18 protein-coding genes are annotated in these 25494 nt (G+C 72.3%); 9 read left to right on the plus strand and 9 right to left on the minus strand.

Features of this window, described 5'->3' with window-relative positions; translation table 11 throughout:
* Positions 1-76 precede the first annotated feature (76 nt).
* Positions 77-625 carry an acyl-CoA thioesterase gene (locus AC0KTA_RS22675; RefSeq protein WP_481050057.1) on the plus strand — a complete coding sequence of 183 codons (549 nt, stop codon included), beginning with the start codon at positions 77-79 and terminating at the stop codon, positions 623-625.
* Positions 626-777: 152 nt separating this feature from the next.
* Here the strand turns inward: AC0KTA_RS22675 and AC0KTA_RS22680 are convergent, their stop codons facing one another.
* Entirely contained in the window at positions 778-2268 is a 1491-nt protein-coding gene (locus AC0KTA_RS22680; RefSeq protein WP_481050058.1) for an LCP family protein, read from the minus strand.
* Between the two features lie 199 nt (positions 2269-2467).
* Here AC0KTA_RS22680 and AC0KTA_RS22685 point away from each other — a divergent pair, with 199 nt between their 5' ends.
* Entirely contained in the window at positions 2468-3514 is a 1047-nt protein-coding gene (locus AC0KTA_RS22685) for a glycosyltransferase family 2 protein (protein WP_481050059.1), read from the plus strand.
* Between the two features lie 32 nt (positions 3515-3546).
* On the opposite strand, the gene AC0KTA_RS22690 is transcribed toward AC0KTA_RS22685, so the two are convergent.
* The 4 genes from AC0KTA_RS22690 to AC0KTA_RS22705 all read right to left on the minus strand — a co-directional run bounded on the left by AC0KTA_RS22690 (position 3547) and on the right by AC0KTA_RS22705 (position 9848).
* Positions 3547-5244 carry an LCP family protein gene (locus AC0KTA_RS22690; protein WP_481050060.1) on the minus strand — a complete coding sequence of 566 codons (1698 nt, stop codon included), beginning with the start codon at positions 5242-5244 and terminating at the stop codon, positions 3547-3549.
* A 140-nt stretch (positions 5245-5384) separates the two neighbouring features.
* Complete coding sequence (locus AC0KTA_RS22695; RefSeq protein ID WP_481050061.1) at positions 5385-7160, minus strand: LCP family protein; 1776 nt, start codon at positions 7158-7160, stop codon at positions 5385-5387.
* A gap of 258 nt (positions 7161-7418) precedes the next feature.
* Positions 7419-8867, minus strand: coding sequence for an LCP family protein (locus AC0KTA_RS22700; protein WP_481050062.1), 1449 nt, complete (start codon positions 8865-8867; stop codon positions 7419-7421).
* 228 nt (positions 8868-9095) lie between these two features.
* Positions 9096-9848 (minus strand): TIGR03089 family protein, encoded by a 753-nt coding sequence (locus tag AC0KTA_RS22705; protein ID WP_481050063.1) that lies wholly within the window; start codon positions 9846-9848, stop codon positions 9096-9098.
* Positions 9849-9997: 149 nt separating this feature from the next.
* On the opposite strand from AC0KTA_RS22705, the gene AC0KTA_RS22710 reads away from it, so the two are divergent.
* The 3 genes from AC0KTA_RS22710 (at position 9998) to AC0KTA_RS22720 (ending at position 14053) form a co-directional block, all read left to right on the plus strand.
* Positions 9998-11476, plus strand: a complete 1479-nt coding sequence (locus AC0KTA_RS22710) for a peptidoglycan recognition protein family protein (RefSeq protein WP_481050064.1) — start codon at positions 9998-10000, stop codon at positions 11474-11476.
* Between the two features lie 96 nt (positions 11477-11572).
* Positions 11573-12655: a mannose-1-phosphate guanylyltransferase gene (gene manB, locus AC0KTA_RS22715; protein ID WP_481050065.1), complete on the plus strand. Its 1083-nt coding sequence runs from the start codon at positions 11573-11575 to the stop codon at positions 12653-12655.
* 393 nt (positions 12656-13048) lie between these two features.
* Positions 13049-14053: a DNA-3-methyladenine glycosylase family protein gene (locus tag AC0KTA_RS22720; protein WP_481050066.1), complete on the plus strand. Its 1005-nt coding sequence runs from the start codon at positions 13049-13051 to the stop codon at positions 14051-14053.
* Positions 14054-14220: 167 nt separating this feature from the next.
* On the opposite strand, the gene AC0KTA_RS22725 is transcribed toward AC0KTA_RS22720, so the two are convergent.
* From AC0KTA_RS22725 to AC0KTA_RS22735, 3 genes are all read right to left on the minus strand, one after another.
* Positions 14221-15552, minus strand: a complete 1332-nt coding sequence (locus AC0KTA_RS22725) for a coenzyme F420-0:L-glutamate ligase (protein ID WP_481050067.1) — start codon at positions 15550-15552, stop codon at positions 14221-14223.
* 395 nt (positions 15553-15947) lie between these two features.
* The gene (gene cofD / locus AC0KTA_RS22730) at positions 15948-16904 is read right to left on the minus strand and encodes a 2-phospho-L-lactate transferase (RefSeq protein ID WP_481050068.1); all 957 of its coding nucleotides are present in this window, start codon (positions 16902-16904) and stop codon (positions 15948-15950) included.
* A 58-nt stretch (positions 16905-16962) separates the two neighbouring features.
* The gene (locus AC0KTA_RS22735) at positions 16963-17466 is read right to left on the minus strand and encodes a cysteine dioxygenase (RefSeq protein ID WP_481050069.1); all 504 of its coding nucleotides are present in this window, start codon (positions 17464-17466) and stop codon (positions 16963-16965) included.
* A 755-nt stretch (positions 17467-18221) separates the two neighbouring features.
* On the opposite strand from AC0KTA_RS22735, the gene AC0KTA_RS22740 reads away from it, so the two are divergent.
* The 3 genes from AC0KTA_RS22740 (at position 18222) to AC0KTA_RS22750 (ending at position 23947) form a co-directional block, all read left to right on the plus strand.
* The gene (locus AC0KTA_RS22740; RefSeq protein WP_016642094.1) at positions 18222-18485 is read left to right on the plus strand and encodes a WhiB family transcriptional regulator; all 264 of its coding nucleotides are present in this window, start codon (positions 18222-18224) and stop codon (positions 18483-18485) included.
* A 228-nt stretch (positions 18486-18713) separates the two neighbouring features.
* Complete coding sequence (locus AC0KTA_RS22745) at positions 18714-22457, plus strand: glycosyltransferase family 2 protein (protein ID WP_481050070.1); 3744 nt, start codon at positions 18714-18716, stop codon at positions 22455-22457.
* Positions 22454-23947: a DUF5719 family protein gene (locus AC0KTA_RS22750; RefSeq protein WP_481050071.1), complete on the plus strand. Its 1494-nt coding sequence runs from the start codon at positions 22454-22456 to the stop codon at positions 23945-23947. Before AC0KTA_RS22745 ends, AC0KTA_RS22750 begins: the two co-directional genes overlap by 4 nt.
* A 186-nt stretch (positions 23948-24133) precedes the next feature.
* Here AC0KTA_RS22750 and AC0KTA_RS22755 read toward each other — a convergent pair whose 3' ends face one another.
* Positions 24134-24610: a metallopeptidase family protein gene (locus tag AC0KTA_RS22755; protein ID WP_481050072.1), complete on the minus strand. Its 477-nt coding sequence runs from the start codon at positions 24608-24610 to the stop codon at positions 24134-24136.
* A 262-nt stretch (positions 24611-24872) separates the two neighbouring features.
* Between AC0KTA_RS22755 and AC0KTA_RS22760 the strand changes: the two genes are divergently transcribed.
* Positions 24873-25298 carry a DUF3499 domain-containing protein gene (locus AC0KTA_RS22760; RefSeq protein WP_481050073.1) on the plus strand — a complete coding sequence of 142 codons (426 nt, stop codon included), beginning with the start codon at positions 24873-24875 and terminating at the stop codon, positions 25296-25298.
* Positions 25299-25494 lie beyond the last annotated feature (196 nt).

Raw genomic sequence — 25494 nt, forward strand, 5'->3', positions numbered from 1 at the left:
CGGGTCAGGGCTGTTGCAGAGCTGATGCAATGTGCCCGGCGGGGGTTCGGGAGGGTCCCGACATAGGGTGGAGTGCATGACAGACCTGGCCCCCGGCACGGAATCGACGATTCCGGGCAAGCCGACCTCGGCGTCCCGCACCACGCTGAGCCACATCATGACGCACGCCGACACCAACCTCCTCGGCACGGTGCACGGCGGCGTGATCATGAAACTCGTGGACGACGCGGCCGGTGCCGTCGCCGGACGGCACTCCGGCGGGCCCGCCGTGACCGCGTCCATGGACGAGATGGCGTTCCTCGAGCCGGTCCGCGTCGGCGACCTGGTGCATGTGAAGGCCCAGGTCAACTGGACCGGGCGGTCCTCCATGGAGGTCGGCGTACGCGTCCTCGCCGAGCGCTGGAACGAGTCGACGCCCGCCCAGCAGGTGGGCTCGGCGTACCTGGTCTTCGCGGCCGTCGACGCCGACGGCAAGCCCCGCCTCGTACCGCCGGTCCTCCCCGAGACCGACCGCGACCGGCGCCGCTACCAGGAGGCCCAGATCCGCCGCACCCACCGCCTGGCCCGGCGCCGCGCCATCAAGGAACTCCGCGAGGCCCGCGCAGCAGAGGGCTTCGACGACTGACCCGGGCCCCGTCAGGGGCGCGGGGAACTGCGCGCTCAGCGCGCGAAAAGCCGCAGACGCGTCTGCCGGGTCACTGCGCAGACGCGTCTGCGGGTTTGTCGTGGCTGGTCGCGCAGTTCCCCGCGCCCCTACGGGGCGCGCCCCTGACGGGGCTAACGGCACATCACCTGGTCGCCGGTCACGGCGCCGAACTCGCCCTGGTGGGCGTCTTCGGCCCGTACCGCCCGCACGCCGCGGAAATCCGTCCCCGCGATGACCTTCAGGAGCGGCCCCTGCCCCCGAACGGGGCGCATCTCGCAGCCGGGTAGCGCCGTGGCCAGGGACTTCGCCGAGCGGTCCCAGCGCGGGTCGAAGGCGACGACGCTGCGGGCGACGGGCCTGGCGCCCGGCGCCAGCGGCACCGTCCCCGGCGTCCGGGTGGTGCGGAACCCGGTGCGCCGCAGCTCCGCGTCGACCCGCTTGCCGAGGCCCGGCACTCCCGCCCCGTTGTCCACCTGCACCCGGATCTGCTGCGGCGACACCGGCACCGCGAGGGCCTTGCGCTTGACGCGGTGCGGGGCGAGCGGCTTGTCGTCGCGCAGCGCCTGGAAGAGCTTCCTGGACTTCACGTCGTCCCACTTCAGGGTCGAGCCGATGCCCGGCACCTTGTAGCCCATCTTCCCGATCGGCACGGTCGTGAACTCCGACGACTTCGGCGAGAAGTTCCGCATCGCGCGGCCCAGCGTCAGCATCTCGGTCGTACCGAACCCCTTGTCGGCCCGTACCGATTCGAGCAGCGTCCCGGTGACGTCGTTGAACTTGACCGGATTCAGCAGTACGCCGCTGCTCGTCGCCTTCGCGATGAGTGCCGCGAGGAAGCGCTGCTGGCGCTGCATCCGGCCGAGGTCGGCGGCCCCGTCGACGTGCCGCGAGCGCACGTACTGCAGCGCCTGGCCGCCGTTCAGCTGGTGGGTTCCCACGGGCAGGTTCAGGCCCGAGTAGGAGTCCTTCAGGGGGCGGGTGGTGCAGATCTCGACGCCGCCGAGGACGTCCACGGTCTTCATGAAGCTGGTGAAGTCGACCTCCAGATAGTGGTCGATCTTCACCTTCGTCATGTTCTCGACCGTGCGCACGGTGAGATTCGGGCCGCCCTCCGCGTACGCCGCGTTGAGCTTCACCGGGTGCGCCTTGTGGTGCTTGCGGGAGTTCTGGTCGACGTGCTCGGGCATCTCGGCGTACGAATCCCTGGGGAGGCTCACGACGCTGGCCCGGTCCCGGTCCTCCGAGATGTGCACGATCATGATCGTGTCCGTGCAGTGGCAGGGCGCGCCGCCCAGGCGGTACTTCTTGCGCTCCGCGCGGCTGATCTTGTCGCGCCCGTCGGTGCCCACGAGCAGCACGTTCATGCCGTTGCCGGACTCGGGCCGGTTCTTCATGTTGCTGAAGGCGTCGACGCGGCCGATGCCGGTCTCCAGGCCCGAGACGATCGAGTGCCCGATGCCGGCGGCGGCCAGCACCCCGACGGACAGGGTGGTCGCGACCCGCTTGGCCCAGCGGGGCCGCCGTACCCGCGCGCCCGTCCTCGGGGCCGCCCGCGGCGCCGGTGGGCGCTGCGGGCGCGGGGGGCGCGGCGGGCTTGCGGGGGAGCGGGGCGGCGTGGGCACGTGCGGGGACACCTCCGCGGTTCAGGGTCCTGGGCCGGGCACCCGAGAACCGTAGGCCCATACGATCTGCGGACCGGGGCAGCGACCCCATCGGCGCGCGCCGGTGTCCCCCATTCGCGGTAACGTGACGCCCAATGCTGCATTCTCCGGGGGACAACCCCCGGACCCCCGGCCGAGCGACGAAAAGGACCCCGCACAGTTGAAGTCCGACGTGCATCCCCCCGCCGTATCCGTGATCATGCCGGTCCTCAACGAGGAGCGGCATCTGCGTGAAGCCGTGCACGCGATCCTCCAGCAGGAGTACGCGGGCGAGATGGAGGTCGTCGTCGCGCTCGGCCCCTCCACCGACCGCACCGACGAGATCGCCGCGGAGCTGGTCGCGGAGACTGCATCCAATAAAAACGCGCGGGTGCACACGGTGCCCAATCCCACGGGCCGTACGCCCGCGGCCCTGAACGCCGCGATCAAGGCGTCACGCCACCCGATCGTGGTACGCGTCGACGGCCACGCCGCGCTCTCGCCGGGCTACATCACGACCGCCGTCCGCCTCCTCGAGGAGACCGGCGCGATGAACGTCGGCGGCATCATGCACGCCGAGGGCCAGAACGACTGGGAGCACGCGGTCGCCGCCGCCATGACGTCGAAGATCGGCGTCGGCAACGCGGCCTTCCACACGGGCGGCGAGGCGCAGCAGGCCGAGACGGTCTACCTGGGCGTGTTCCGGCGCGAGGCGCTGGAGCAGCAGGGCGGATACAACGTGGAGTTCATCCGCGCCCAGGACTGGGAGCTGAACTTCCGGATCAGGGAGGCCGGGGGCCTCATCTGGTTCTCGCCGGAGCTGAAGGTCTCGTACCGCCCGCGGCCGAGCGTGAAGGCCCTCGCCAAGCAGTACAAGGACTACGGCCGCTGGCGCCACGTCGTCGCCCGCTACCACCAGGGCTCCATCAACCTGCGCTATCTCGCGCCGCCGGTGGCCGTCTGCGCGATCGCCGTGGGCCTGGTCGTCGGCGCGCTGCTGACGCCGTGGGGCTTCGTCGTGCCCGGCGGCTATCTCGCCGCCATCGCCGCGGGCTCCGTCCCCGCGGGCAAGGGCCTGCCCCTGAAGGCGCGGCTGCAGATCCCGGTGGCGCTCGCGACCATGCACATGTCGTGGGGCTGGGGCTTCCTCACCAGCCCGCGCTCGCTGGCCAAGCGCGTCATCGCCTCGCGGCGCCCGGCGGTCCTGGGAGAGACCCAGGAGGCCTGAGGCCCAGGCCCCCCGGGTGGCCAACTCCCGCCCTACCAGCTGAAGTTCGGGTCCACCTTCATGCAGGCCTTCTTGTCGGAGCCGTTCATGGCGTCCGCCGAGTCCGGCGTCGAGTCGTCCTGCTTCTTCGCCTTCTCCGGCTTGGCGCCGTCACGCCAGTCGGAGCCGACGACGAGCGTGATGCCGGAGACGTCCGTCGACTTCTTCACCGAACTCAGCGGCAGGCCGAGGGACTTGGCGACCCGCTGGGCGTCGCCCTCCAGCTCCACGCTGGGATAGCGGATGACCGTCCTGCTCTCGGTGAGCGACGTCGCGGTGTCCGGGACCGCCTTCACGAAGCCCTTGGCGGCGAGCAGTTGGGCGACGGCGCTCGCGCGGCCGCTGACGGCGGGCTCCGTGGCCGTGCGGGTGCCGTTCTGCACCTGGAGGGCGATCTGGCCGTCCGGCGCCGCCGGGTCGTCCGACAGCTTCTCCTTCGGCGGCTTGCGCTTGCCCTTGCCGTCGAGGGCGATGTCGTCGCGTACGAGACGGAAGAGCTGCTCCGCGTCGTCCGGCTTGGGGACCACGCGTGAACCGGAGTACTCGAACGGCATCGTCGTCATCGTCGTGCGCTCCGGCGAGACCTTCTTCAGCTCGTTGCCGAGGCCGTAGAGCTTCATGACGGAGCCGAGGCCCGGGTCGACCTTCAGGGCGCTCGTGGCGTTCTCGGCGAGCTTGCGCAGCTTGTTGGGGCTGGTCAGGCCGGTGTTCTCGCGGAGCGTGCGGACCAGCGAGTTCATGTACATGTGCTGGGCCTTGGCGCGCGCTATGTCGGTGCCGTCCTCGAAGCCGTAGCGGGTGCGCAGCCACTGCAGGGCCTGCTCGCCCTTGATCTTCGTGGTGCCCTTCTCCAGCTTCAGGCCCGAGCCCTTGCCCTGGCTGGTGCGCGAGTGGATGTTCTTGTCCACGCAGACGGGCACGCCGCCGATCGCGTCGGCCATCGACACCACACCCGAGAAGTCGACCATCATGAAGTGGTTGATGTGGATGTTGGTCAGCTTCTCCCAGGTGGCCACCGTGCAGCCGGGTCCGCCGCGGCCCAGGGACTCGTTGGTCATCGCGCGCGGTCCGGTCTCCTCGTACACCTTGCCGTCGTCCGGGTCCGTGCACTTGGGGATGGTCAGGAGGGTGTCGCGCGGCATGCTGATGACGGACATGTTGCTGCGGTCGGCCGAGAGGTGCAGGAGCATCTGTACGTCCGCGAGCGGCGGGCCGCCGAAGGTCTCCTTGGCGCCGCCGAGCTTCTGGTTCGCCTTGGAGTCGCGGGCGTCGGAGCCGATCAGGAGGATGTTCAGGGGCGTCTGTCCCGCGGAGTTGGGCGTGGGCTCGGGGGCCCGGTGGTCGCCCAGGTTCAGGTCGTCCGTCTCCAGGTTGTTGTTCAGGTGCTGGTAGTAGAGGTATCCGGCGCCGGCCGTGCCGAGTATCAGCACCGACAGAATCGTCGCCGACCACCGCAGCACACGACGCTTGCGCCGCCCCGGGGGTCTGCCGTCCCCGCCGCTGCCGGGAGGCCCCGCCTTGCCGCCTTTGGCGTGCCTGCCGTCCCCGCCGCCTTTGGCGTGCTTGCCGTCCCCGCCTTTGCCCGGCGGCCCCTTCGTACGAGAACCGGATTCCTCCGTACGAGAACCGGCCCCCTCGGCAGGAGAGTCCTCAGCAGGAGATCCCTCTGTACGGACACCGTTCTGCGCCATGCCTGCCCCTCCCCGCCCTGCTTCCCAAGTGCGGTCGCCCCGCGGCGACTTGCGGCGTGCCGCCGCCCGCCCACGTGACGGCGGTTGCCGGCCCGCCGTCACGCGTGGCGTTCTGTGAGACGTGAAACAACCGCCTCAGGTCACTTGGCGCACACAGTTTTGTCGGCTTCAACCTTCTGGACGCCGTCCGGAGCCTTCGACGGAGCGGTGATGGACTGCCCCGCGCCCTTGAAATCGGCGCCGAGGGTCAGCACCATCGCGGGCAGCCCCTGCGCGTTCTTCTCGCTCTTGCCCGGCTTCAGCGCGGACCCGGGCAGCCCCATGAGCTGGGCGAGCCGCCGGGCCTGGTCGGCCTGGTCCGCGCCGTACTCCAGGGTCGTCTTGGGCAGGTTCTTCGGCGCGTTGCCCTGCTGGCTGGACTTCGTCACGCCTTCAGTGTTCTGCAGCCAGCTGAGAGTTGCCTGAGCGGCGCCCGTCTTCCCGCTGCCGTTGTAGATGTCGACGCGCACGTCGGAGGGGTCGGCCTTGGGGCCCTTGAGGCGGGCGGCCACCGCGGCCTTCTCCTTCTTCTCCTTCTTCTTCACCTCGGTCAGCGACACGTCCTCGCGCATCATCGAGAACAGCTCGTCGGCCTTGGCCTCGTTCGGGACGACCGTGACGGGGTCCTTCTCGGCGGGGTTGTCGACCACGGGGGTGGTCGCGAAGGTCAGGTTCTTCATGTCGAGCTTGCCGAGCTCCATGCCGAGGTCGCGGAGCTTCATTATGTCGGCGATCTTGGAGTCGACGGTCAGCGCCTTCGTGCCTGCTTCCGCCAGACTTATCATCTTCTTCGGGCTGGTCAGCGTGCCCCCGGACTTGAGCTTGCGCATCAGTGAGCTGAGGAACTGCTGCTGCAGCTCGATGCGGCTCAAGTCGCTGCCGCTGCCCACGGTGTGCCGGGTGCGCACGAACGCAAGCGCCTCCTCGCCCTCGATCGTGTGCTTGCCCGCGGGCAGCTTCAGATGCGACTTGGGGTCGTCGATGTCCTTGGCGAGGCACACGTCCACGCCGTCGACCGCGCTGGACAACGTCTTGACCGCGTTGAAGTCGGCCACCATGAAGTGGTCGAGCTTTATGCCGGTGATCTTCGTGACCGTACGCATCGTGCAGCTCGGCGTGCGGTCGTTCTGGCCGAGGCTCTCGTTGAAGCGGACGCCCTGCGAGCCCGGGATCACCTTCGTGGAGCCGTCGTCCTGCTTGGTGGGGCAGTCCGGGATGTCGGTGATCATGTCGCGCGGGATGCTCAGCGCGGTCGCGTTGGAACGGTCCTTGGAGACGTGCAGCAGGAGCGTGGTGTCCGCGTGCCCGGTGCTGCCCTCGTCGCCGTAGCCCGCGTTGCCCTTGCCGCTGCGCTTGTCCGTGCCGACGAGCAGGATGTTGATCGCGCGGTCCTTGCTGAAACCGCCGGTGCCCGCGCCGTCGTCGGAGACGGACGTGATGTTGTCGTTCAGGTGCTGGTAGTAGAGGTATCCGCCGACCGCGGCGGCGACGACCACGAAGGCCACCGTGCCGCCCGACCACATCGCGATCTTCTTGCCGGTGCTCTTCTTCTTGGTCCGCTGCTTGCGCCGGCCGCCCGCGGCCGCCTCCGGCTGCGCGCGCCGCCTGCGCTGGCCGGGCACCTGCTCGCGCCCGTGCTCGCGGCTGCCGTGCTCACGCCCCTGGTCGCGGCCCGGCTCACGTCCCGGCTCGCGGCCGCGGCGCCCGCCGTGCGTCCCCGGCCGGGGCGCCGTGCCCCGGGGTCCGGGAACTCCGGGCGGCGCCGACTGCCCTGCGGAGGGACTCAGTCGCAGTTCGTAGTCGCCGGTCTGCGGGTTCAGCACCCACTGGTCTGCGGGGTCGATGTCGTCCGCCCGCCCACGGCCTTGCGCGTCCACGGTTGTTTGCGTCCTCCGTCAGGGCCACGCGGCGCCTTTCCCCCCTCAAGAAGGCGCTCGGTCAGTCGTACAGCGGTGCGCGGCCGCGTTGGCCGGAACACCGGATCGGCTCACACTATCCGCCCAGTTCAGCGTCCAACGACGCCGGTGACAAATTCCACTCCTCATCCGCGTCCCTACAACTGGGCAATCCACCCAATTTCTTTGGGAAGTGGCCCTTCGGCGGCTCTTCGGCCCCCTTCCGGGAGATGCCCGTCTTTACTCACAGGCGGTCCGGTCGGCCGTGTTGCCCCGGAATGTGGGAGCCGGACTCGGCGTGTGCGTCGGGTCGTCGGGCTTCTCGTCGCTCCAGGAATCGCCGCCGTCGCCACCCTCGTCGCCGTACTCGTCACCGTCCGACGAGTCCTCGGACTCCTTCGACTCCTCCTCCTCGTACGCGGATTCGCTTTCGTCGTACGTCTCTTCGGCGCCGTCGGAGTCTTCGGCGTCGGTGTCTTCGGTGTCGTCTTCGTACGACTTGGCGGCCGCGCGGTCGTACGTCTCCGCCGTGGCCGCGCGTGCCACCTGGACCGGCTCGTCCATCCGAAGGCGCGTGAAGAGTGCCGCCGCGGCGGGCTCGACCAATTCGTCGCGATTCGCGTCATAGGTGTAGGAACGCCGTGGCACAGTGAGGAATTGCACCCGTTCTGTGGGGATATTGCGCACCCCGCGCACCAGTTCGTACAAACCACGCAAACTCGCGAGGCCGGGGTCCGTCGTCAGCGACGACGTGGCCGCGTCGAGAACGGGATAGAGCTTCGCCGGATTCAGCAGGACGTCATTGCTGCGCACCTTGTTGACGAGCGCGGCCAGGAACTCCTGCTGACGGTCCATGCGCTCGGTGTCGCTGCCGTTGCCGAGGGACTTGCGGGCGCGCACGAATCCCAGTGCCTGCTCGCCGTTGAGCGTCTGCGGCCCGGCCGGAAGGCGCAGCTTCGCGCCGCGGTCGTCGATGGGGCGCTTCAGGCAGACCCGTACGCCGTCGACCGCGTCCACCATGTCCTTGAACCCGGCGAAGTCCACGACCATGTGGTGGTCGACGCGGATGTTCGTCAGCTTCTCCACCGTACGGATCGTGCAGGCCGTGCCGCCGAACTCGAACGCCCAGTTGAACTGGGCGAATTGGGCGCGGGTGCGGGAGCCGTCCGGGCGGCGGCAGCTCGGGATGTCCACCATCAGGTCGCGCGGCAGCGACACGGCGGTCGCGCTCTGCCGGTCGGCGGCCAGGTGCAGCAGGATCGTGGTGTCGGAGCGCTGGGTGCCCGGATCGCGGCCGTACTTGCGGTTGTCGGGTCCCGAGCGGCTGTCGGAGCCGATCAGCAGGATGTTCTGCGCGTCGTGCACCAGCGGCGTCGGCCGCTCCTTCTCGTAGCGCTCGAGCTCGGCGGCGGCGCCGGTGTCCTTGGTGATGTTCCCGTTGAGCTTGTTGTACGCGGCCCAGCCGAGGCCGCCCGCGGCGAGCACGAGGACGGCGGTGACCAGCGCGGCGTACCGCAGCCAGCGGAGCCTGCGGCGGCGCGGGCCGAGCCCGGTGGGACTCGCGCCCGCGCCCGGTGCGCAGGTGGCTCCGCCCGGTGCGTACGTGGCCTCGCGCGCCGCGTCCGCGGCCTCGGCCGGTCGTCCGTCCGGGTCGGACGGCTCGGACGGCGTGGGCGCGGTGTCGGTCACGTGTCGGTCCACCCCTCATGGCTGCGGTCGGTGCACAGGTCGCTCTGCTCGCTCCTACGACCATGGACCGGCGTGCGCCGGGGGGCCTGCGGGCCAGGGGCTCCACTGGGCCGAACGGGGGATGCCGGGGTGCCGGGGCCGACCGCCTGGGCGGTGGGGTCCGACGGGCCGTCGCCGTGACGCGGCAGGACCCGTCGGCCGCGCCCGACGGGACCCGTCGGCCGCGCCCTAGTGGGCCGTCGCCGTCACCCGCTCGCTCTCGATCCGCTTCTCCAGGCCGCCCTCGCCGAGCCGGTCGAGGTGGCGGCACAGGACCACGGAGCCGCCCGCGGCCAGCGGCGCGTAGAGCCCGGCGCTCAGGCCGTCCCAGGTGTCGTACGGGCGGTCGGAGAGCAGCCGGGAGCCGGGGGCGAGGCCGAGCTCGGCGGCGTCGGCGCGGGCCCGCTCCACCAGCTCGGCGCCGGTCAGCTTGCGGTCGCCGACGGCGAGCGCGGGCTCGTCCGGGTCCACGGGGGCGTACGGGGCGAACTGGTCGCCCTGGCTCGGCACCTCCACCGCGTAGTCGGCGAAGCCCTCGGGGGGCTGCGGGAAGCGGCCGCCGAGGGGGCGCAGGGCCAGGGCCACCCGCTCGCCGGAGCAGGCCCGCGCCGCGTCCAGGGTGTCCGGGCCGCTGACGACGAGGTCGGCCGCGGCCGGGTCACCGCCGACGTCCGCGGTCACACCCACGGACGAGCAGGCGAGCAGCCACACCGCCGTCTGCCAGTGCGCGGGCAGCAGCAGCGCGAGCCGGTCGCCGGGCTCGGCGGACAGCTCGCCCTGGAGCAGATTGGCGGTCTTGGCCACCCAATTGGCGAAGGTGGCCACGGACAATTCGACGCGCTCGCCGGTGGCGTCGTCGTAGTACGTGACGAGCGGGCGGGCCGGGTCCGCGGCGAGCGCGGATCGCAGCAGGTCGGCAGGGGTGCGGTCGTTGGCGTTCACGGCGGCAAGGGTACGCGGGCGGCCGCGTGTCGCCCCTGTGGGCGGCCCAGTTGGGGACACCGGTTCGGTGCCTCGCGGACCGACGGCCCGTCAGTTCCAGTTCCGTCCCCGATGGACAGATATGACCGGGTATGCCAACTATCGTCTGTATGCGTGGATTCCTTGCTTCCTCGATCGGTGTCACCTGCGCCGCGGCACTCGCCCTGCCCCTCGCCCTGACCTCGTCCCCCACCGCGGCCGAGACGCGGCCCGCCGCGGACTCGCTGCCCGGCTCCACCCAGTCGCTGCCGCTCGGACCGCTCGGCGGCGACCGCGCGAGCGGCCCGGCCACACCGCGCGACCAGGGCCTGGCCCGGCGCGACGTACGGCCGTTCTCACTGGTGGGTGTCGTCTGGGACGACCCGGACGTCGAACTGCGCGGGAGCGTCCAGGTGCGCACGCGCGCGGCCGCCACCGCCACCTGGTCCTCCTGGCAGGAGGTCGAGACGCACAACCACGAGCACGCGGCCGACCCCGGCACGCCCGAGAGCGACTCGGGCCGGGTGCGCGGGTCGACGGCGCCGCTGTGGGTGGGGGACTCGGACGGGGTGGAGGTGCGGGTGCGGCCCGAGGCGGGGCCGGACGAGCGCGCGCACCCCCGGGGCGATGCGCACCCCCAGGGCGACGCGCGGCCTGAGGGCGACGCGCGCCCCCAGGACCAGACGCTCGCCCTCCCCGCGGGCCTGCGCCTCGAACTCGTGGACCCCGGCGAGCATCCGGCGCCGCCGGCCGACCCCCAGACCGACACGGCGCAGGGCGCTCCGGCGCAGGCCGACGACGTGCACCAGGCGCCCTGGCGCGATCAGCCCGGCCAGGCGGACGGTGCCCTGATGGCCGGCATGACCGCCGAGGCCGCCGCGGCTTCCGCCGTGAACGCCGACCTCGCGCCGCTGGGCGCCGCCGTCGTCCCCGCGCTCGGCAAGGCGGAGACGGAGGCGGCACTGCTCGCCGCGCGCGGCGGCGACGTCACCAAGGCCAGGCCCTACATCGGCCCGCGGCCGCGGATCGTCACGCGGCGCGGCTGGGGCGCCGACGAGGGCCTGCGCGAGCGGAACTTCGCGTACACCAGGACCGTCAAGGCGGCCTTCGTGCACCACAGCGCGACCGGCAACAACTACCGCTGCTCGCAGGCGCCCTCCGTCCTGCGCAGTATCTACCGCTACCACGTCAAGAGCAGCGGCTGGCGCGACTTCGGCTACAACTTCGCCGTCGACAAGTGCGGGAACATCTACGAAGGCCGCGCCGGGGGAGTGGCCAAGGCGGTGCTCGGCGCGCACACTCTCGGTTTCAACACCAACAGCATGGGCATCGCCGTCCTCGGATCGTTCACCAACGTCCGCCCACCCAAGGCGGCGGTGACCGGCGTCGCGAAGCTCACCGCGTGGAAGCTCGGCCTGTTCGGCGCGAATCCCCGCGGAACGACATACCTGAAGTCGGGCGGTGGGAACCTCTACAAGAAGGGGAGCACCGTCAGGCTCAAGGTGATCTCCGGCCACAAGGACGGATTCGCCACCGAGTGCCCCGGCCGCCGTCTGTACTCCAAGCTCGGAACGGCCAGGTCCGCTTCGGCTCGCTACCAGGGCCGCTGAGGTCCGGTCACCCTGCACGGTCCGCTATGACGTCTGCATACACTGGCCGGCCGAGACGAAACCTCGGCCGGCCCGAGCAGGAAGCAGAGACGACAGGTGACAGAAGCGATCCTCCTGGTCGGCGGCAAGGGCACCCGGCTGCGGCCGCTCACGGTGCACACGCCCAAGCCGATGGTCCCCGCGGCGGGTGTCCCCTTCCTCACCCACCAGTTGGCGCGGGCCCGTGCGGCGGGCGTCGACCACATCGTCCTCGCCACCTCCTATCTGGCGGAGGTCTTCGAGCCGTACTTCGGCGACGGCTCGGCGCTGGGCCTCCACATCGAGTACGTCACCGAGGAGGAGCCCCTCGGCACCGGCGGCGCCATCCGCAACGTCGCCTCGCGCCTGCACTCCGGCCCCGAGGACCCCGTCCTGATCTTCAACGGCGACATCCTCACGGGCCTGGACATCCGCGCCCTCGTCGCCGAGCACGAGCGGGTCGACGCGGACGTCTCGCTGCACCTGACGAAGGTGTCCGACCCGCGGGCGTACGGCCTGGTCCCCACCGACCCCACCGGCCGCGTCACGGCCTTCCTGGAGAAGCCCCAAACCCCCCAGGAGATCGTCACCGACCAGATCAACGCGGGCGCGTACGTCTTCCGCCGCTCGGTCATCGACACCATCCCGGCGGGCCGCCCGGTCTCCGTGGAGCGCGAGACCTTCCCCGGCCTCCTCTCCTCCGGCGCCCACCTCCAGGGCATGGTCGACTCCACCTACTGGCTGGACCTCGGCACGCCCCAGGCCTTCGTCCGCGGCTCCGCCGACCTGGTCCTCGGCCGCGCCCCGTCCCCCGCGGTCCCCGGCCGCTGCGGCGACCGCCTGATCCTGCCCTCCGCCCACGTCGCCTCGGACGCGAAGCTCACCGGGGGCACGGTGGTCGGCGAGGACGCCGTCGTCGGCGAGGGCGCGCGCCTGGTCGGCAGCACGGTGCTCTCCGGCGCCGTCATCGAGCCCGGCGCCGTCATCACCGACTCCCTCATCGGCGCCCGCGCCTCGGTCGGCGCCCGCTCGGTCCTCACCGGCGCGGTGGTGGGCGACGGCGCGTATGTCGGCGCCGACAACGAGCTGCGGGACGGGGTCCGCGTGTGGTGCGAGGCCAGACTCCCGGCGGGAGCGGTCCGCTTCTCTTCCGACCAGTAGCTGATCGCCGTTGCACGGCGGGTGGCCGCAGATCGCGCTGCCGCGCTCGTCCTCAATCGCCGGACGGGCTTTTTTCCCCACCCGCCCGCCCTTACTACCTGCCGTAGGCGCCAAGCGACCCTTACGACCTGCCGTCGGCGCCAGCGAACCGGACCCGCCAGCCAGGCGTTTTCGGCTGCCTCGGCAAATTTCAGCCCGTCGAGGGGGTCCCTCCCTGCTCCTTAAGAGCTTGGGGGAGATTGAGGACGAGGCCGAAGGCCGATCGGCGGGCGCCTGTCCCACCCGCACGGGACACCCGCCTCCGGCTGGGGCCCAGGGGGCGCAGCGCCCCTGGTTTCGGTGAAGGGGCGGGACTGGGGCGCCCCGCGAGGGCCCACCCCGTACCCTCGACGGATGTCGTCCCGCTTCGCGCCGCGTCCCACCCGCACAACAGTGCGCGGCGGCGAAACGGCGATCCCACAAGGCGTCCCCCGCCAGAACACCGCAGCGGCAACCCGCACGTACACCCCACCCACCCCCCTGAACCTGAGCCTCACCCTCGGCCCTCTCCGCAGAGGCCCCGCGGACCCCACCTTCCGCACCACCCCCGACGGCTCCGTCTGGCGAGCCACCCGCACCCCCCAGGGCCCAGCCACCCTCCGCGTGGCCGCACGCGCGGGCACCGCGGAGGCGGAAGCCTGGGGCGAGGGCGCGACCTGGCTCCTGGACCACCTCCCCCAACTCCTCGGCGCCGAGGACGACCCGACGGCCTTCACCGCCCGCCACCGCCTCCTGGCCCACACCGAACGCCGCCGCCAGGGCCTGCGCCTGACCCGTACGGGCCTGGTCATGGAGTCCCTGATCCCGTCGATCCTGGAGCAGAAGGTCACGACGGGCGAGGCGTACCGCGCCTGGCGCCTCCTGGTCCGCAAGTACGGCGAACCGGCCCCCGGCCCGACCCCTGCCCAGGCCCGTATGCACGTGATGCCGGACCCGCGCACGTGGTCGCGCATCCCGTCCTGGGAGTGGCACAAGGCGGGCGTGGACAACAAGCGCGCGTCCGCGATCCTGCGCGCGGCCCGGGTGGCGCCCCGCCTGGAGGAGGCGGCGACGATGGACCCGGTCGCGGCCAGGACCCGCCTGGAACTGATCCCCGGCATCGGCCCCTGGACCTCCGCGGAAACGGTCCAGCGCAGCAACGGCGCCCCCGACGAGGTGACGGTCGGCGACCTCCACCTCCCCGGCATCATCGGCTACGCCCTGGCCGGCGACCGCACCGCCGACGACGCCCGCATGCTGGAACTCCTGTCCCCCTACGAGGGCCAACGCCACCGAGCGGCCCGCCTGATCCTCCTCAGCGGCCACACTCCGCCACGCCGCCAGCCCCGCATGCGCGAGGGCAACATCGCGGCGCTGTGAAGCCAAAGGCTTCCGCGTGACGCGGAGGCAAGCCTTTCAGCGCACCCCGGCACATTTCAGCCCGTCCGGCGTTTGAGGACGAGGCCGTTCAGGCCGATACGGGGGTCCGGGGGCGGAGCCCCCGGTTTCGGGAAGGGGCGGGACTGGGGAAAGCCCCGCAGGGCCCCCTACCGCACCACCACAAAGTCCTCCACCACACGCCCCACCCGCCCCGCCGGAGCCGAAGCCGGATGCCCCACAGCAACAGCCCCCATCGGATCCCACGCAAGCGGCAGCCCAAGAACGTCGCGCACCACATCCCGGCAGAACATGGTCGAGGAAACCCAGGCGGACCCCAACCGCTCCCCGGCCAACGCCACAAGAAAGTTCTGCACCCCGGCCCCGGCGGCGACGACGAACATCTCCCGCTCGGCCCCGTCCCGCCGCACGTCCCCGTACGCATGGGCCCCGTCCATGACGAGGCAGGGCACCACGAGGTAGGGCGCGTTGCGCAGCACGTCCCCGCGCCGCACCCGCCGAGCGATCGACTCCTCGGACTTCCCGTCCCGCCGCAGATCCGCGACCCACGCGTCCCGCATGGCGTCGAGCAGCCGTGTCCGCGCGTCGGCCGATTCAAGGAGTACGAACCGCCAGGGAGTCGTGTGGTGCGGCGCGGGCGCGGTGACGGCGGCGGCGACGGCCCGCCGCACGGACCCGGGATCGACGGGCTCGTCGGTGAACTCCCGCACGGTCCGCCGCAGCGACAGCGCTTCGCGCACCGCCTCGGACGTACCGAGCCGGAACATGTCGCTGTGCGCACTCCGCACCAGGTCCCGCGCCCCGCATTCCTCGGCACTCGGCCCTTCCGCGCCCCGCGGGACAACGTGCCCGAGCCCCCGCACCACCGCGACGGGCAGCCCGGCGGCCTTGCCTTTGACGAGGTCACCGGCGGCGGCGAGTTCGTCGGCGGTGGCGACGACGGTGGCGCTCAGCGGATTGCCGTACGCGTCCACGCCGCCGCGCAGGTCGTCGAGGACCCGTACGCCCGCGGCGCCGATGGCGACGTCCGTGAGCCCTTGGCGCCAGGGCCGCCCGAAGGTGTCGGTGACGATCACGCCGACGTCGACGCCGAGCGCGGACCGCAGTCCCTCACGGACGGTGCGGGCGGACGCGTCGGGGTCCTCGGGAAGCAACAGGACGGTCCCGGCGGGGGTGTTGGAGGCGTCGACCCCGGCGGCGGCCATCACGAGCCCCTGCCGGTTCTCGACGATGCGCAGCGTGCCGCGCCGGGCCACGACGCGTACGGTCTCCGCGTCGATCGCCGCTTCCCGGTCGGCCGCGGCGACGACGCGCCCCTCGGACTTGCTGACGATCTTCGAGGTGACGAGCACGACGTCCCCGTCGGCGAGCCCCGGCTCGGCGGCGGCGATCAGCTTGGCGAGGTCGTCCCCGCGCCGCACCTCGGGCATCCCGCCCACGGCCCAGACCCGAAACGCCGGCACCCCACCGGGCCGCTCCACTCCTGAAGGCGCCCCCGCCCCAAAAACAGAAACCGCACCCGCCCCGAAACCGTCACCCCCGGAGCCACCCGCTACAGCCCCAAAACCGTCCCCGCCCGCCTCGGAAGCCCGCCCAGGAACCCCAAAACCGTCCCCGCCCGAACCGGACCGACCTCCGGCAGGCCCAAAACCGTCCCCACCCGACCCGGACCGACTTCCGGCAAGCCCAAAACCGTCCCCACCCGCTCCAGATCCACCCCCACTCGACCCAGATCCACCTCCAACCGGCCCGGAGCCACCCTCAACCGACCCGGCGCCACCCCCAGCAGCCCCGAACCCATCACGACCAGCCCCGGCGTCACCCCCCGCAGCCACCCCACGCGCCCCCTCGCCCTCGCTCTCGCCCTCGGCCCGATTCACGCCCGTACCTCCTCCGCCAGCGTCAGCGCCTCGCGGGCCATCGTCGCGGCGGCGTCCTCGTCCGTCATCAGGAGCGGGATGGCCCGGCACCGGATGCCGGCCGATTCGACGCGCTCGACGACGCCCGCGTCCACGGTGTCGACGAGCCAGCCGTCGAGGAGCCCGCTGCCGTAGTGCTCGGCGACCGCGGCGGCGGTGGTCTCGACGCCGATGGCGGCGAGGACCTTGTCGGCCATGCCGCGCACGGGCGCGTCGCCGACGATGGGGGAGAGGCCGACGACGGGCACCCCGGCCTCGGCGATGGCCTCGCGGATGCCCGGCACGGCGAGGATCGTGCCGACGCTCACGACGGGGTTGGACGGCGGGAACAGCACGACGTCCGCCTCGGCGATGGCTTCGAGGACACCGGGCGCGGGCTTGGCCTGCTCGGCGCCGACGGGCACGATCGCGTGCGCGTCCACGGAGGCCCGCAGCCGCACCCAGTACTCCTGGAAGTGCACGGCCTTGCGCTCGCCGTCGACCTCGACGGCGACATGGGTCTCGACGCGGTCGTCGGACATCGGGACGATCCGCACGCCGGGCTGCCAGCGCTCGCACAGCGCCTCGGTGACGGCGCTGAGCGGATAGCCGGCCGCGAGCATCTGCGTGCGCACGATGTGCGTCGCGAAGTCCCGGTCGCCTAGCCCGAACCAGCCGGGTCCGACGCCGTACGCCGCGAGTTCCTCCTTGACCTTGAAGGTCTCGTCGGTGCGTCCCCAGCCCTGTTCCTCGTTGATGCCGCCGCCGAGCGTGTACATCACCGTGTCGAGGTCCGGGCAGACCTTCAGGCCGAACAGGTGGATGTCGTCACCGGTGTTGCCGATGACCGTGATCGCCGCGTCGGGCGCGGCCTTCTTGAGGCCGCGGAGGAAACGGGCGCCGCCGATACCCCCGGCCAGAACCACAATGCGCATGCGCCCAGCATCGCAGGCGGGTACGACATCGTGTCAGGCGGTCACGGGATCCGGTCGCTCAGGCGGTCACGGGATCCTGTGGTGCCCGTGCCTCGCAACGCGCCGTGTGCATCGGCATTTCGGTCAGGCCCGGGTAGTACACGTGCAGGCTCACGGCGGGTTCGAGCGAGTCGTTGACGACCTCGTGCACGTACCCGGGCGCGAAGACGCGCTGCGCGCCGGCGCCGAGGGCGCGCGTGCCGCGCTCCGTACGTTCCGTCAGTTCGCCCTGCAGGAGGGTGAGTACGCCGCTGGAGCGGCCGTGGTCGTGCAGCCCGCTGCCCTGTCCTGGCACCCACGACAGGAGCCACACCTCGTAGCCGGGCCCGGTGCGGAGGCGGTGGTACCAGCGGCTGGTCGCGTCGTACTCGACGAGGTGTTCCCACTGGGAGCGGTCGGCGGCGATGGCGCGGGCTAGGCCCACGAACTCGGCCACGGTGACGGGGTGCTCGCGCGCGGGCTGGAGGAGGTGCGGCACTTCGAGGATGTCGCCGGCGATCTGGAGGTCGCTGTCGCTGTTCATGGTGCGGTGGTTCCTCAACGTATGAGTGCTGGGGTGTCGCGGGAAAAGGGGGCGTACGGCTCGTACGAATCCGTACGAAGAAGGCGAGCCGTACTGGCGGGAGAACGAGCTGTACGAAGGGGGGTGGCTCAGCAGCCGGAGGCGGGTCGCCTCAACAGCTGGAACACGCGCACGTACAGCGACAGCGACAGCGCGCGGGGGCAGCACCGGAAGACCCGCCAGTGCGGGTCACGGAAAGCGCCAAGTTCGCGAGCATGCCCACCAGGACAGCGGCTCACACCCCTGGTGTCAACTCTATGTCCGAAATGTGGACCATGTTTCACCTCATCCGGTTCCCCTGCGCGGCGAAAGGTTTGTGCAGTCGCCTCCCGGGACACAAGCCGCACCAACCGGCGCTCGCGGGCGCGTCAACCGGCGCGTCAACCGGCGCTCGACCGCCGTTGTGATCCTGTGACCCGAATGTGATCCGGTTCGCTTCGGTGACGTCCGATGCAACGGGAGTGAGTGTCGTGGCGTCCCTGTCATTGAGTGCTCATGACGAAGCGGGTGTCGGATGGGCCGCTGGAGAGTGTCACGGTTTAGGTAGATTTGAACACTTTCCGCAAAGCCTTGGTTCCGCAGAGTGAATAAGGGGCCCAATAGCAGATCTCGGCTTGACTGGCCCGGATCGGCACACTTGTAATTTCACTCGTGTCGTTCAGCCGAAATCGGTAACGGCAGCATCACGGGGACGCAAAGACAGACGAGGGGCGCACATGACCGAGCTGGTTCAGGAACTGCTGGTCGAGGACGCGGACGAGGAACTCGGCTGGCAGGAGCGCGCACTGTGCGCCCAGACCGACCCCGAGTCCTTCTTTCCCGAGAAGGGCGGTTCCACGCGCGAGGCGAAGAAGGTCTGCCTCGCCTGCGAGGTCCGCTCCGAATGCCTTGAGTACGCGCTTGCGAACGACGAACGCTTCGGCATCTGGGGCGGCCTGTCGGAGCGTGAACGGCGCCGTCTCAAGAAGGCCGCCGTCTGAGCCCCGGCAACGGCCGCCGTCTGAGCCCCGGCCGGCCCGTCAAACGGCGCACACGGCACACACCCCCCTTAACGCTGCGCAACGAACAGCCCGTCGCCCAAGGGTTATCCACAGGCGGCGGGCTGTTGTGGTGCCAGCCGTTAGTGTGGGGCCCCGTCCGAGATGCCACAGCGTCCCCAGGGGGCGCGGGCGTCCACCGCAGTCCAGCGAACCGGGGCCCGTACCTCGATGTCCGTGCACAGCCACCCCACAGGCCACGAAGGCGCTGCCGCCGGGTTCGATCCGTCCCGCGCGGCCGGGTTCGATCCGGCGAGCCCACCCGAGTTTCCGCGGCATGTCGTGACCGCCGTCCTCGTCTCGCACGACGGCGCCCGCTGGCTGCCCGACGCCGTCGCCGGACTGCTCGGCCAGGACCGCCCCGTACAGAACGCGATCGCGGCCGACACCGGCAGCGCGGACGACTCCGCCCGGCTGCTCACCGAGGCCCTCGGCCCCGACCGCGTGCTGCACCTGGCCCGCCGCTCCGGCTTCGGCACCGCCGTCGAGGAGGCCGTCCGTACGGCGGCCGTGCTCACCCCCGAGGACCTGCCGTACCTCAAGCGCCCCAGCGGCTGGGACCCCGTCAGCCGCACCTGGCGCGACGAGGCGTACGACATGCCGGAGCTGCCGCACGGCGAGCCCGAGCAGTGGCTGTGGCTGCTGCACGACGACTGCGCGCCCGAGCCCGGCGCCCTCGCCGAACTGCTGCGCGCCGTCGAGATGGAGCGCGAGGCGGGCCACGAGGTCGCGATCGTCGGCCCCAAGCTCCGCGGGTGGTACGACCGCAGACAGCTCCTCGAAGTAGGCGTCTCCATCGCCCACTCCGGCCGCCGCTGGACGGGCCTCGACCGCCGCGAGCAGGACCAGGGCCAGCACGACCACGTGCGGCCCGTCCTGTGCGTGTCCACCGCCGGCATGCTGATCCGGCGTGAGGTCTTCGAGCGGCTCGGCGGCTTCGACCGGCGCCTGCCCCTGATGCGTGACGACGTCGACCTGTGCTGGCGCGCGCACGCGGCCGGACACCGCGTCATGGTCGCCCCGGACGCCGTCGTGCGGCACGCCGAGGCCTCCTCGCGCGAGCGCCGCACCGTCGACTGCGTGGGCCGCACGGCCACCTCGCCGCACCGCGTGGACAAGGCAGGCGCGGCCTACACCCTCCTCGTCAACTCCCGCACGGCGGTGCTGCCCTGGGTCTTCGTGCGGCTCGTCGTCGGCACGGTCCTGCGCACCCTCGCCTACCTCGTCGGCAAGGCCCCCGGACAGGCCCTCGACGAAGTCGCCGGTCTCTTCGGGACGTTGCTGCGGCCCGAGCGGATCCTCGCGGGCCGCAAGAGGCGCGGCAGGCCGGTGGCCGAGGCGGGCGAGATGCGGCCGCTGTTCCCGCCGCCCGGCGCCACGGTGCGTGCCACCGTCGAACAGGTCGCGAGCAATCTCGTCGGCCGCTCCGACCCCGAGGTTTCCTCGGCGGGCCGGCACGGCGCCGTCGAGTCCGGACCGGGCGGCGACGACGCGGACTTCCTGGAGATCGAGCAGTTCGCCCGCCTGAAGCGCGTCGCCCGCAAGCCCGGACCGGTGCTCTTCGTAGTGCTGCTGTTCGCCTCGCTGATCGCCTGCAGGGCGCTGCTCGGCGGCGGCGCGCTCGCCGGCGGGGCGCTGCTGCCCGCGCCCGCCGACGCCTCCGGGCTCTGGTCGCGCTATCTGGACGGCTGGCATCCGGTGGGCATCGGGGGCACGGCAGCGGCGCCTCCGTACCTGGCGGTCCTCGGCCTCCTGTCGTCCCTGCTGTTCGGCTCCACCGGCCTCGCCGTCACCGTGCTGCTCGTCGGCTCGGTGCCGCTCGCGGGCTTCGCCGCGTACTTCGCGTCCCGGCCGCTCGTCGAATCGCGCCTGCTGCGCGCGTGGGCGTCCGTCGCCTACGCCTTCCTGCCCGCCGCCACGGGCGCGCTCGCGGGCGGGCGCGTGGGCACCGCCGTCCTCGCGATCCTGCTGCCGCTCATCGCGCGCGCGGGCGTCGCGGCGAGCGGCCTCGCCGCCGCCGACGGCGCGCGCGGAAGCTGGCGCGCCACCTGGGCGTACGCGCTGCTGCTGACGATCACGACCGCCTTCACGCCGATCGTGTGGCCGATCGCGCTGGTGCTCGGCCTCGCGCTGCTCGCGGTGCGCCGCGGCGACATCGCCGCGTACGGCCTGCGGTTCCTCGCCGCGCTCGGCACGCCGCTGCTGCTGCTCGCGCCGTGGTCGCTCACGCTGCTGCCGTTCGGCTTCTTCAAGGAGGCCGGTCTCGAGTACGGCACGGGGGCCGCGTCGGCCCTGGACCTGCTCGGCGCCAGCCCCGGCGGGCCCGGCACGGTCGGCGGCCTGCTGCTCATCGGCGTCGTCCTCGCGGCGCTCGGGGCGCTCCTGCGCGGGCAGCGGCAGACGGCGGTCCGCACCGCCTGGGCCGTCGCGCTCGTGGCGCTGGTCTTCGCGGCGCTGTCGAACGGCTCCGCGTGGGCGGGCCCGGCCACGCTGGCGTACGGCATCGCGCTGCTGGCCGCCGCCGCGCTCGGCGCCGACGGGGCACGCGCGCGTGTGGCCGAGCAGAGCTTCGGCTGGCGTCAGCCGGTGGCCGCACTCATCGCGTTCGCCGCGGCCGCGGGACCGCTGCTCGCCGCCGCCGGGTGGATGATCGGCGGCGCCGACGGGCCCGTGGAGCGGCGCGACCCGGTGCAGGTGCCCGCGTTCGTCGCCGAGGAGAGCGGCACCCAGGACCAGGCCCGCACGCTCGTCCTGGACAGCGCCTCGGCCGCCGAGGTGTCGTACACCCTCGTCCGCGGCTCCGGCGCCCGCCTCGGGGACGCCGAACTCGCCGCGGCGGACGGCACGGACGGGCGGCTCGACCGGATCGTGGCCCGGCTCCTCGCGGGCTCCGGCGCCGACCAGGCCGACCAGCTAGGCGGCTACGCGGTGCGCTACGTCCTCGTACGCGACGGAGCCCCCCGCCAGATGAGCCGCACCCTCGACGCGACCCCGGGCCTGACCCGGCTCAGCCAGGAGGACGGCAGCGCCCTGTGGCGCGTGGACCGGCAGGTCGCGCGCGCGGCCGTGGTGCCGAAGTCCGGCGACCCCGAGCCGGTCGCCGCGGGCCCGGTCGAGCTGCACACGAAGATCCCGGACGGCAAGGAGGGCCGCGTCCTGCGCCTGGCCGACTCGGCCGACCCGGGCTGGACGGCCACCCTGGACGGCCGCGCGCTGACCCGCACGACCGTGGACGGCTGGGCGCAGGGCTTCGAACTGCCCGCGTCCGGCGGCCGCCTGGACGTCACGTACGAGCCGTCGGCGGGCCACACGGGCTGGCTGTGGGCGCAGGGCGCGCTCGCCGTGGTCCTGGTGGTCCTCGCGCTGCCGGGCCGGCGCCGCGATGTCGACGACGACCTGCCCGAGGAGCCCGTGGTGCCCGCCCAGGCGGTCGCGGGCGAGGGCCGCAGGGCGCGCAGGCTGCGGGCCCAGAGCGAACAGGCCGCGCAGGACGGGCAGTCGGAGGCCGCGCCGGGCGAGGAGGGCCTGGGCGCCGTCCCGGCCCAGCACACCCCGGGGCCGCCGCCCCAGCAGGCCCCCGCGTACGACGAGTGGCAGACCCCCGCCCCGGCGGGCGGCGCCGACTACGGCGCGTACGGCGGCGAACAGCCCTACCAGGGCGGTCAGTACGGCTCCTACGAGCAGCCGTACCAGGCCGATCCGTATCAGGCGGGCTCTCCCCAGGGCGGTCAGTACGACCCGTACGCCTACGGAGGGACGTACGGCGGCGAGCAGCAGGGCTACGGGCAGACGTACGACCCGGCGGACCCCTCTTACGCCCAGCAGGACGCCTCCTACGCCCAGCAGCCCCCGCCGATGCCGCGGCAGCCCCCGCCCGGCACCGACAGTGAGCGCCCCGACGGGAGCCAGCAGTGAACCGCACCACCGTGTCCCTGATCGCCGCGGCCGCCGCCCTGGCCGCGGTCACCGGCTTCGCCGCCGTCAACGCCCCCGACGGCGGTGACGACGGCGCGAAGGCGGCGAAGCGGCTGCCCGTGGAGCGCACCAGCCTGCTGTGCCCGGAGCCGAGCACGTCGGACCTCGCCGAGACGAGCTACACGGCGTTCACGCCCTCTTCGGAGGGCGCCGGGAGCGGCGGCAAGGCCGAGCTGCTGCCCGCCCCCAAGGAGCTGACGGACGCACCCCAGAGCGCCAAGGGCAAGCCCAAGGACACCAAGCCGTTCCTGTCCCAGAAGTCACCGGGCAAGCCCGTGGCCGCCGAGGAGTCCGGCGCGGACGCCCCCGCGCTGGTCGGCAGCGCCGACGGCGCCCTCGCGCCCGGCTGGGCCGTCCAGCAGACCACCACGGTCAGCGCGGGCGCCGGGCGCGGCGTCCAGGGCGCCAACTGCACAGCCCCGGACACCGACTTCTGGTTCCCGGGCGCCAGCACCGCCAAGGGCCGCAACGACTACATCCACCTGACCAACCCCGACGACTCGGCGGCGGTCGTGGACGTGGAGCTGTACGGCCGCGACGGCACCATCAAGTCCGACGTCGGCGAATCCATCCAGATCCAGCCGCGCTCCAGCGTCCCCGTGCTGCTGTCCACGCTCACCGGCAAGCCGCAGACCAACCTCACGCTGCACGTCGTCGCGCGCAGCGGGCGCGTGGCCGCCGCCGTGCACTCCTCGGACGACGAGCTCGGCGGCGACTGGCTGCCCGCGTCCACCGACCCCACCTCCCGCCTGGTCCTGCCCGGCATCCCCGAGGACGCCACGTCGGTGCGCCTGGTCGCCTTCACGCCCGGCGCCGACGACGCCGACCTGAAGGTCCAGCTCGCCTCGCCGACGGGCCCGATCACCCCGGCCGGGCACGAGACGCTGCACGTCAAGTCGGGCATGACGGCCGCCGTCGACCTCGGTGATGTCACCAAGGGCGAGGCCGGATCGCTGCTCCTGACGCCTACGGAGAAGGCCGTTCCCGTGGTCGCCGCACTGCGCGTCACGCGCGGCAAGGGCGACAAGCAGGAGACGGCGTTCATCCCGGCGACCGCCCCGGTCGGCGCCCGCGCCACCGCCGCCGACAACCGCGCCAAGGGCTCCACGCTCTCCCTGGTCGCCCCCGGGAAGACGGCCCGCGTGAAGGTCACCGCGTCGCCCGGCACGGAGGCGGGGGAGCCCGTCACGAAGACGTACACCGTCAAGGGCGGCACGACCCTCTCCGTGGATCCCCCGGTCCCGTCCGGCCTCAAGGGCTCCTACGCCCTCACCGTGGAACCCGAGTCGGGCGGCCCGGTACACGCCGCCCGCACCCTGGAACTCCCCGAGAACGGCATCCCCATGTTCACGGTCCAGACCCTGCCGGACGACAGGGGGACGGTTTCGGTGCCGGAGGCGAAGCAGGACTTGGACGTGCTGCAGAAGTGAGCCTGGCCTTCCGGCCCGCCCGGCGAAGTATCAGCCCGTCCGGCGTTTGAGGACGAGGCCGAAGGCCGATCGGCGGCGGCCCGTCCCACCCGCACGGGACACCAACCCGGCTGGGGTCCAGGGGGTGCAGCGCCCCTGGTTACGGGAAGGGGCGGGACTGGGGAAAGCCCCGCAGGGCCCCCGGCCTCAGTCTTCCCCGTACCGCGGATCCACTGACTCCGGCGAAAGCCCGAGCAACTCGGCGACCTGCTCCACGACCACTTCGTGGACCAGCGCGGCCCGCTCGTCGCGCCCCTTGGTGCGGATCTCGACGGGCCGCCGGTAGATGACGACCCGGGCGGGCCGCCCCTCGGAGGCCATGATCGTCCCGCCGAGCGGCACGGTCCCGGCCCCCCAGTCGTCGTCTGCACCGGCCCCACCGGCCCCGCCGACAACACCGGCGGTGGGCGGAACGTCGAGCACCAGGAAGTCGATCTCGGTGAGCTGCGGCCAGCGCCGCTCGAGCCGCTCCACGGAGTCCTGCACGAGGTCGGTGAAGGCCTCCGCGCGGCTGGCGGAGAGCGGCACCTGGGGCGGCGCCACGGGGCCGCGCATACCCCTGCCGTGGCGGTCGCGGCGGCGGGGCCTCGGCTCGGCGGAGCGGGGCTGTACGGGGTCGTCCATCACTGGGGAAGCGTAGTCCTCGAGATCGCCCTTTCCGCACGGAGCACGGCATGTCGCTTCCTGACCATTCCAGCCAAGCTTGGGCTCGATTGCGTATCTCTCCAGGACCGTCGATCTCGCGCCGATTGGCAGGATTTGTTCCAAGTGGTGACCGCGTTCAACACCACCCGCCCCGCTGGTCCCTTGCGTCTCCGCAGGTCAGCAGCGCGCCCACGGACGGTCCTGTGCGCGGGATCACAGCACGACACGGGGGAGTGACCTCGTGGAGAGTCGTCGCGGCCCGCTCAAGAGTGCGGTACCGTCCAACGTCGTGAGCCCTGTACGTCGCTGTTCGCGCACCGCTTGCGGCCGTCCCGCCGTCGCGACGCTGACGTACGTCTACGCCGACTCGACCGCGGTCCTCGGCCCCCTCGCCACCTACGCCGAACCTCACTGCTACGACCTGTGCGCCGAGCACTCCGAACGCCTCACCGCGCCGCGCGGCTGGGAGGTCGTCCGCCTCGCCGACGGCTCGGGCCCGTCCCGCCCCAGCGGCGACGACCTGGAAGCGCTCGCCAACGCCGTGCGCGAGGCCGCGCGGCCGCAGGAGCGGGCCGCGGAGGCCGGCGGGAGCGGGGCGCGCGGGGCGGACTCGATGGAGGTCGCGCGCCGCGGACACCTGCGGGTGCTGCGCTCGCCGGAATCCTGAACGACGCCTCCGTAGGACATGGACGCCGCCACCGTAAGACATGGCGTCCCCTCCGTAGAGAGCCGTCATTCACTCTTGAACAACCCACCTCGCCACTCTTGAACAACCCACCCCGCACGCCCCATTGACGGGCCGTTGGCGCGGACACGACCATTCCTCCCATCCGTGAGAGATCGCTTTCCGCATCACGGAAAGC

The organism is Streptomyces sp. Y309 (assembly GCF_056712025.1).

Bases quoted from the DNA above. Each gene is read 5' to 3' on its own strand.
- AC0KTA_RS22735 (WP_481050069.1), bottom strand. From the start codon at position 17,466: ATGAACAGCGACAGCGACCTCCAGATCGCCGGCGACATCCTCGAAGTG.
- AC0KTA_RS22710 (WP_481050064.1), top strand. From the start codon at position 9,998: ATGCGTGGATTCCTTGCTTCCTCGATCGGTGTCACCTGCGCCGCGGCA.
- AC0KTA_RS22690 (WP_481050060.1), bottom strand. From the start codon at position 5,244: ATGGCGCAGAACGGTGTCCGTACAGAGGGATCTCCTGCTGAGGACTCT.
- AC0KTA_RS22720 (WP_481050066.1), top strand. From the start codon at position 13,049: ATGTCGTCCCGCTTCGCGCCGCGTCCCACCCGCACAACAGTGCGCGGC.
- AC0KTA_RS22675 (WP_481050057.1), top strand. From the start codon at position 77: ATGACAGACCTGGCCCCCGGCACGGAATCGACGATTCCGGGCAAGCCG.
- cofD (WP_481050068.1), bottom strand. From the start codon at position 16,904: ATGCGCATTGTGGTTCTGGCCGGGGGTATCGGCGGCGCCCGTTTCCTC.
- AC0KTA_RS22740 (WP_016642094.1), top strand. From the start codon at position 18,222: ATGACCGAGCTGGTTCAGGAACTGCTGGTCGAGGACGCGGACGAGGAA.
- AC0KTA_RS22745 (WP_481050070.1), top strand. From the start codon at position 18,714: ATGTCCGTGCACAGCCACCCCACAGGCCACGAAGGCGCTGCCGCCGGG.
- AC0KTA_RS22755 (WP_481050072.1), bottom strand. From the start codon at position 24,610: ATGGACGACCCCGTACAGCCCCGCTCCGCCGAGCCGAGGCCCCGCCGC.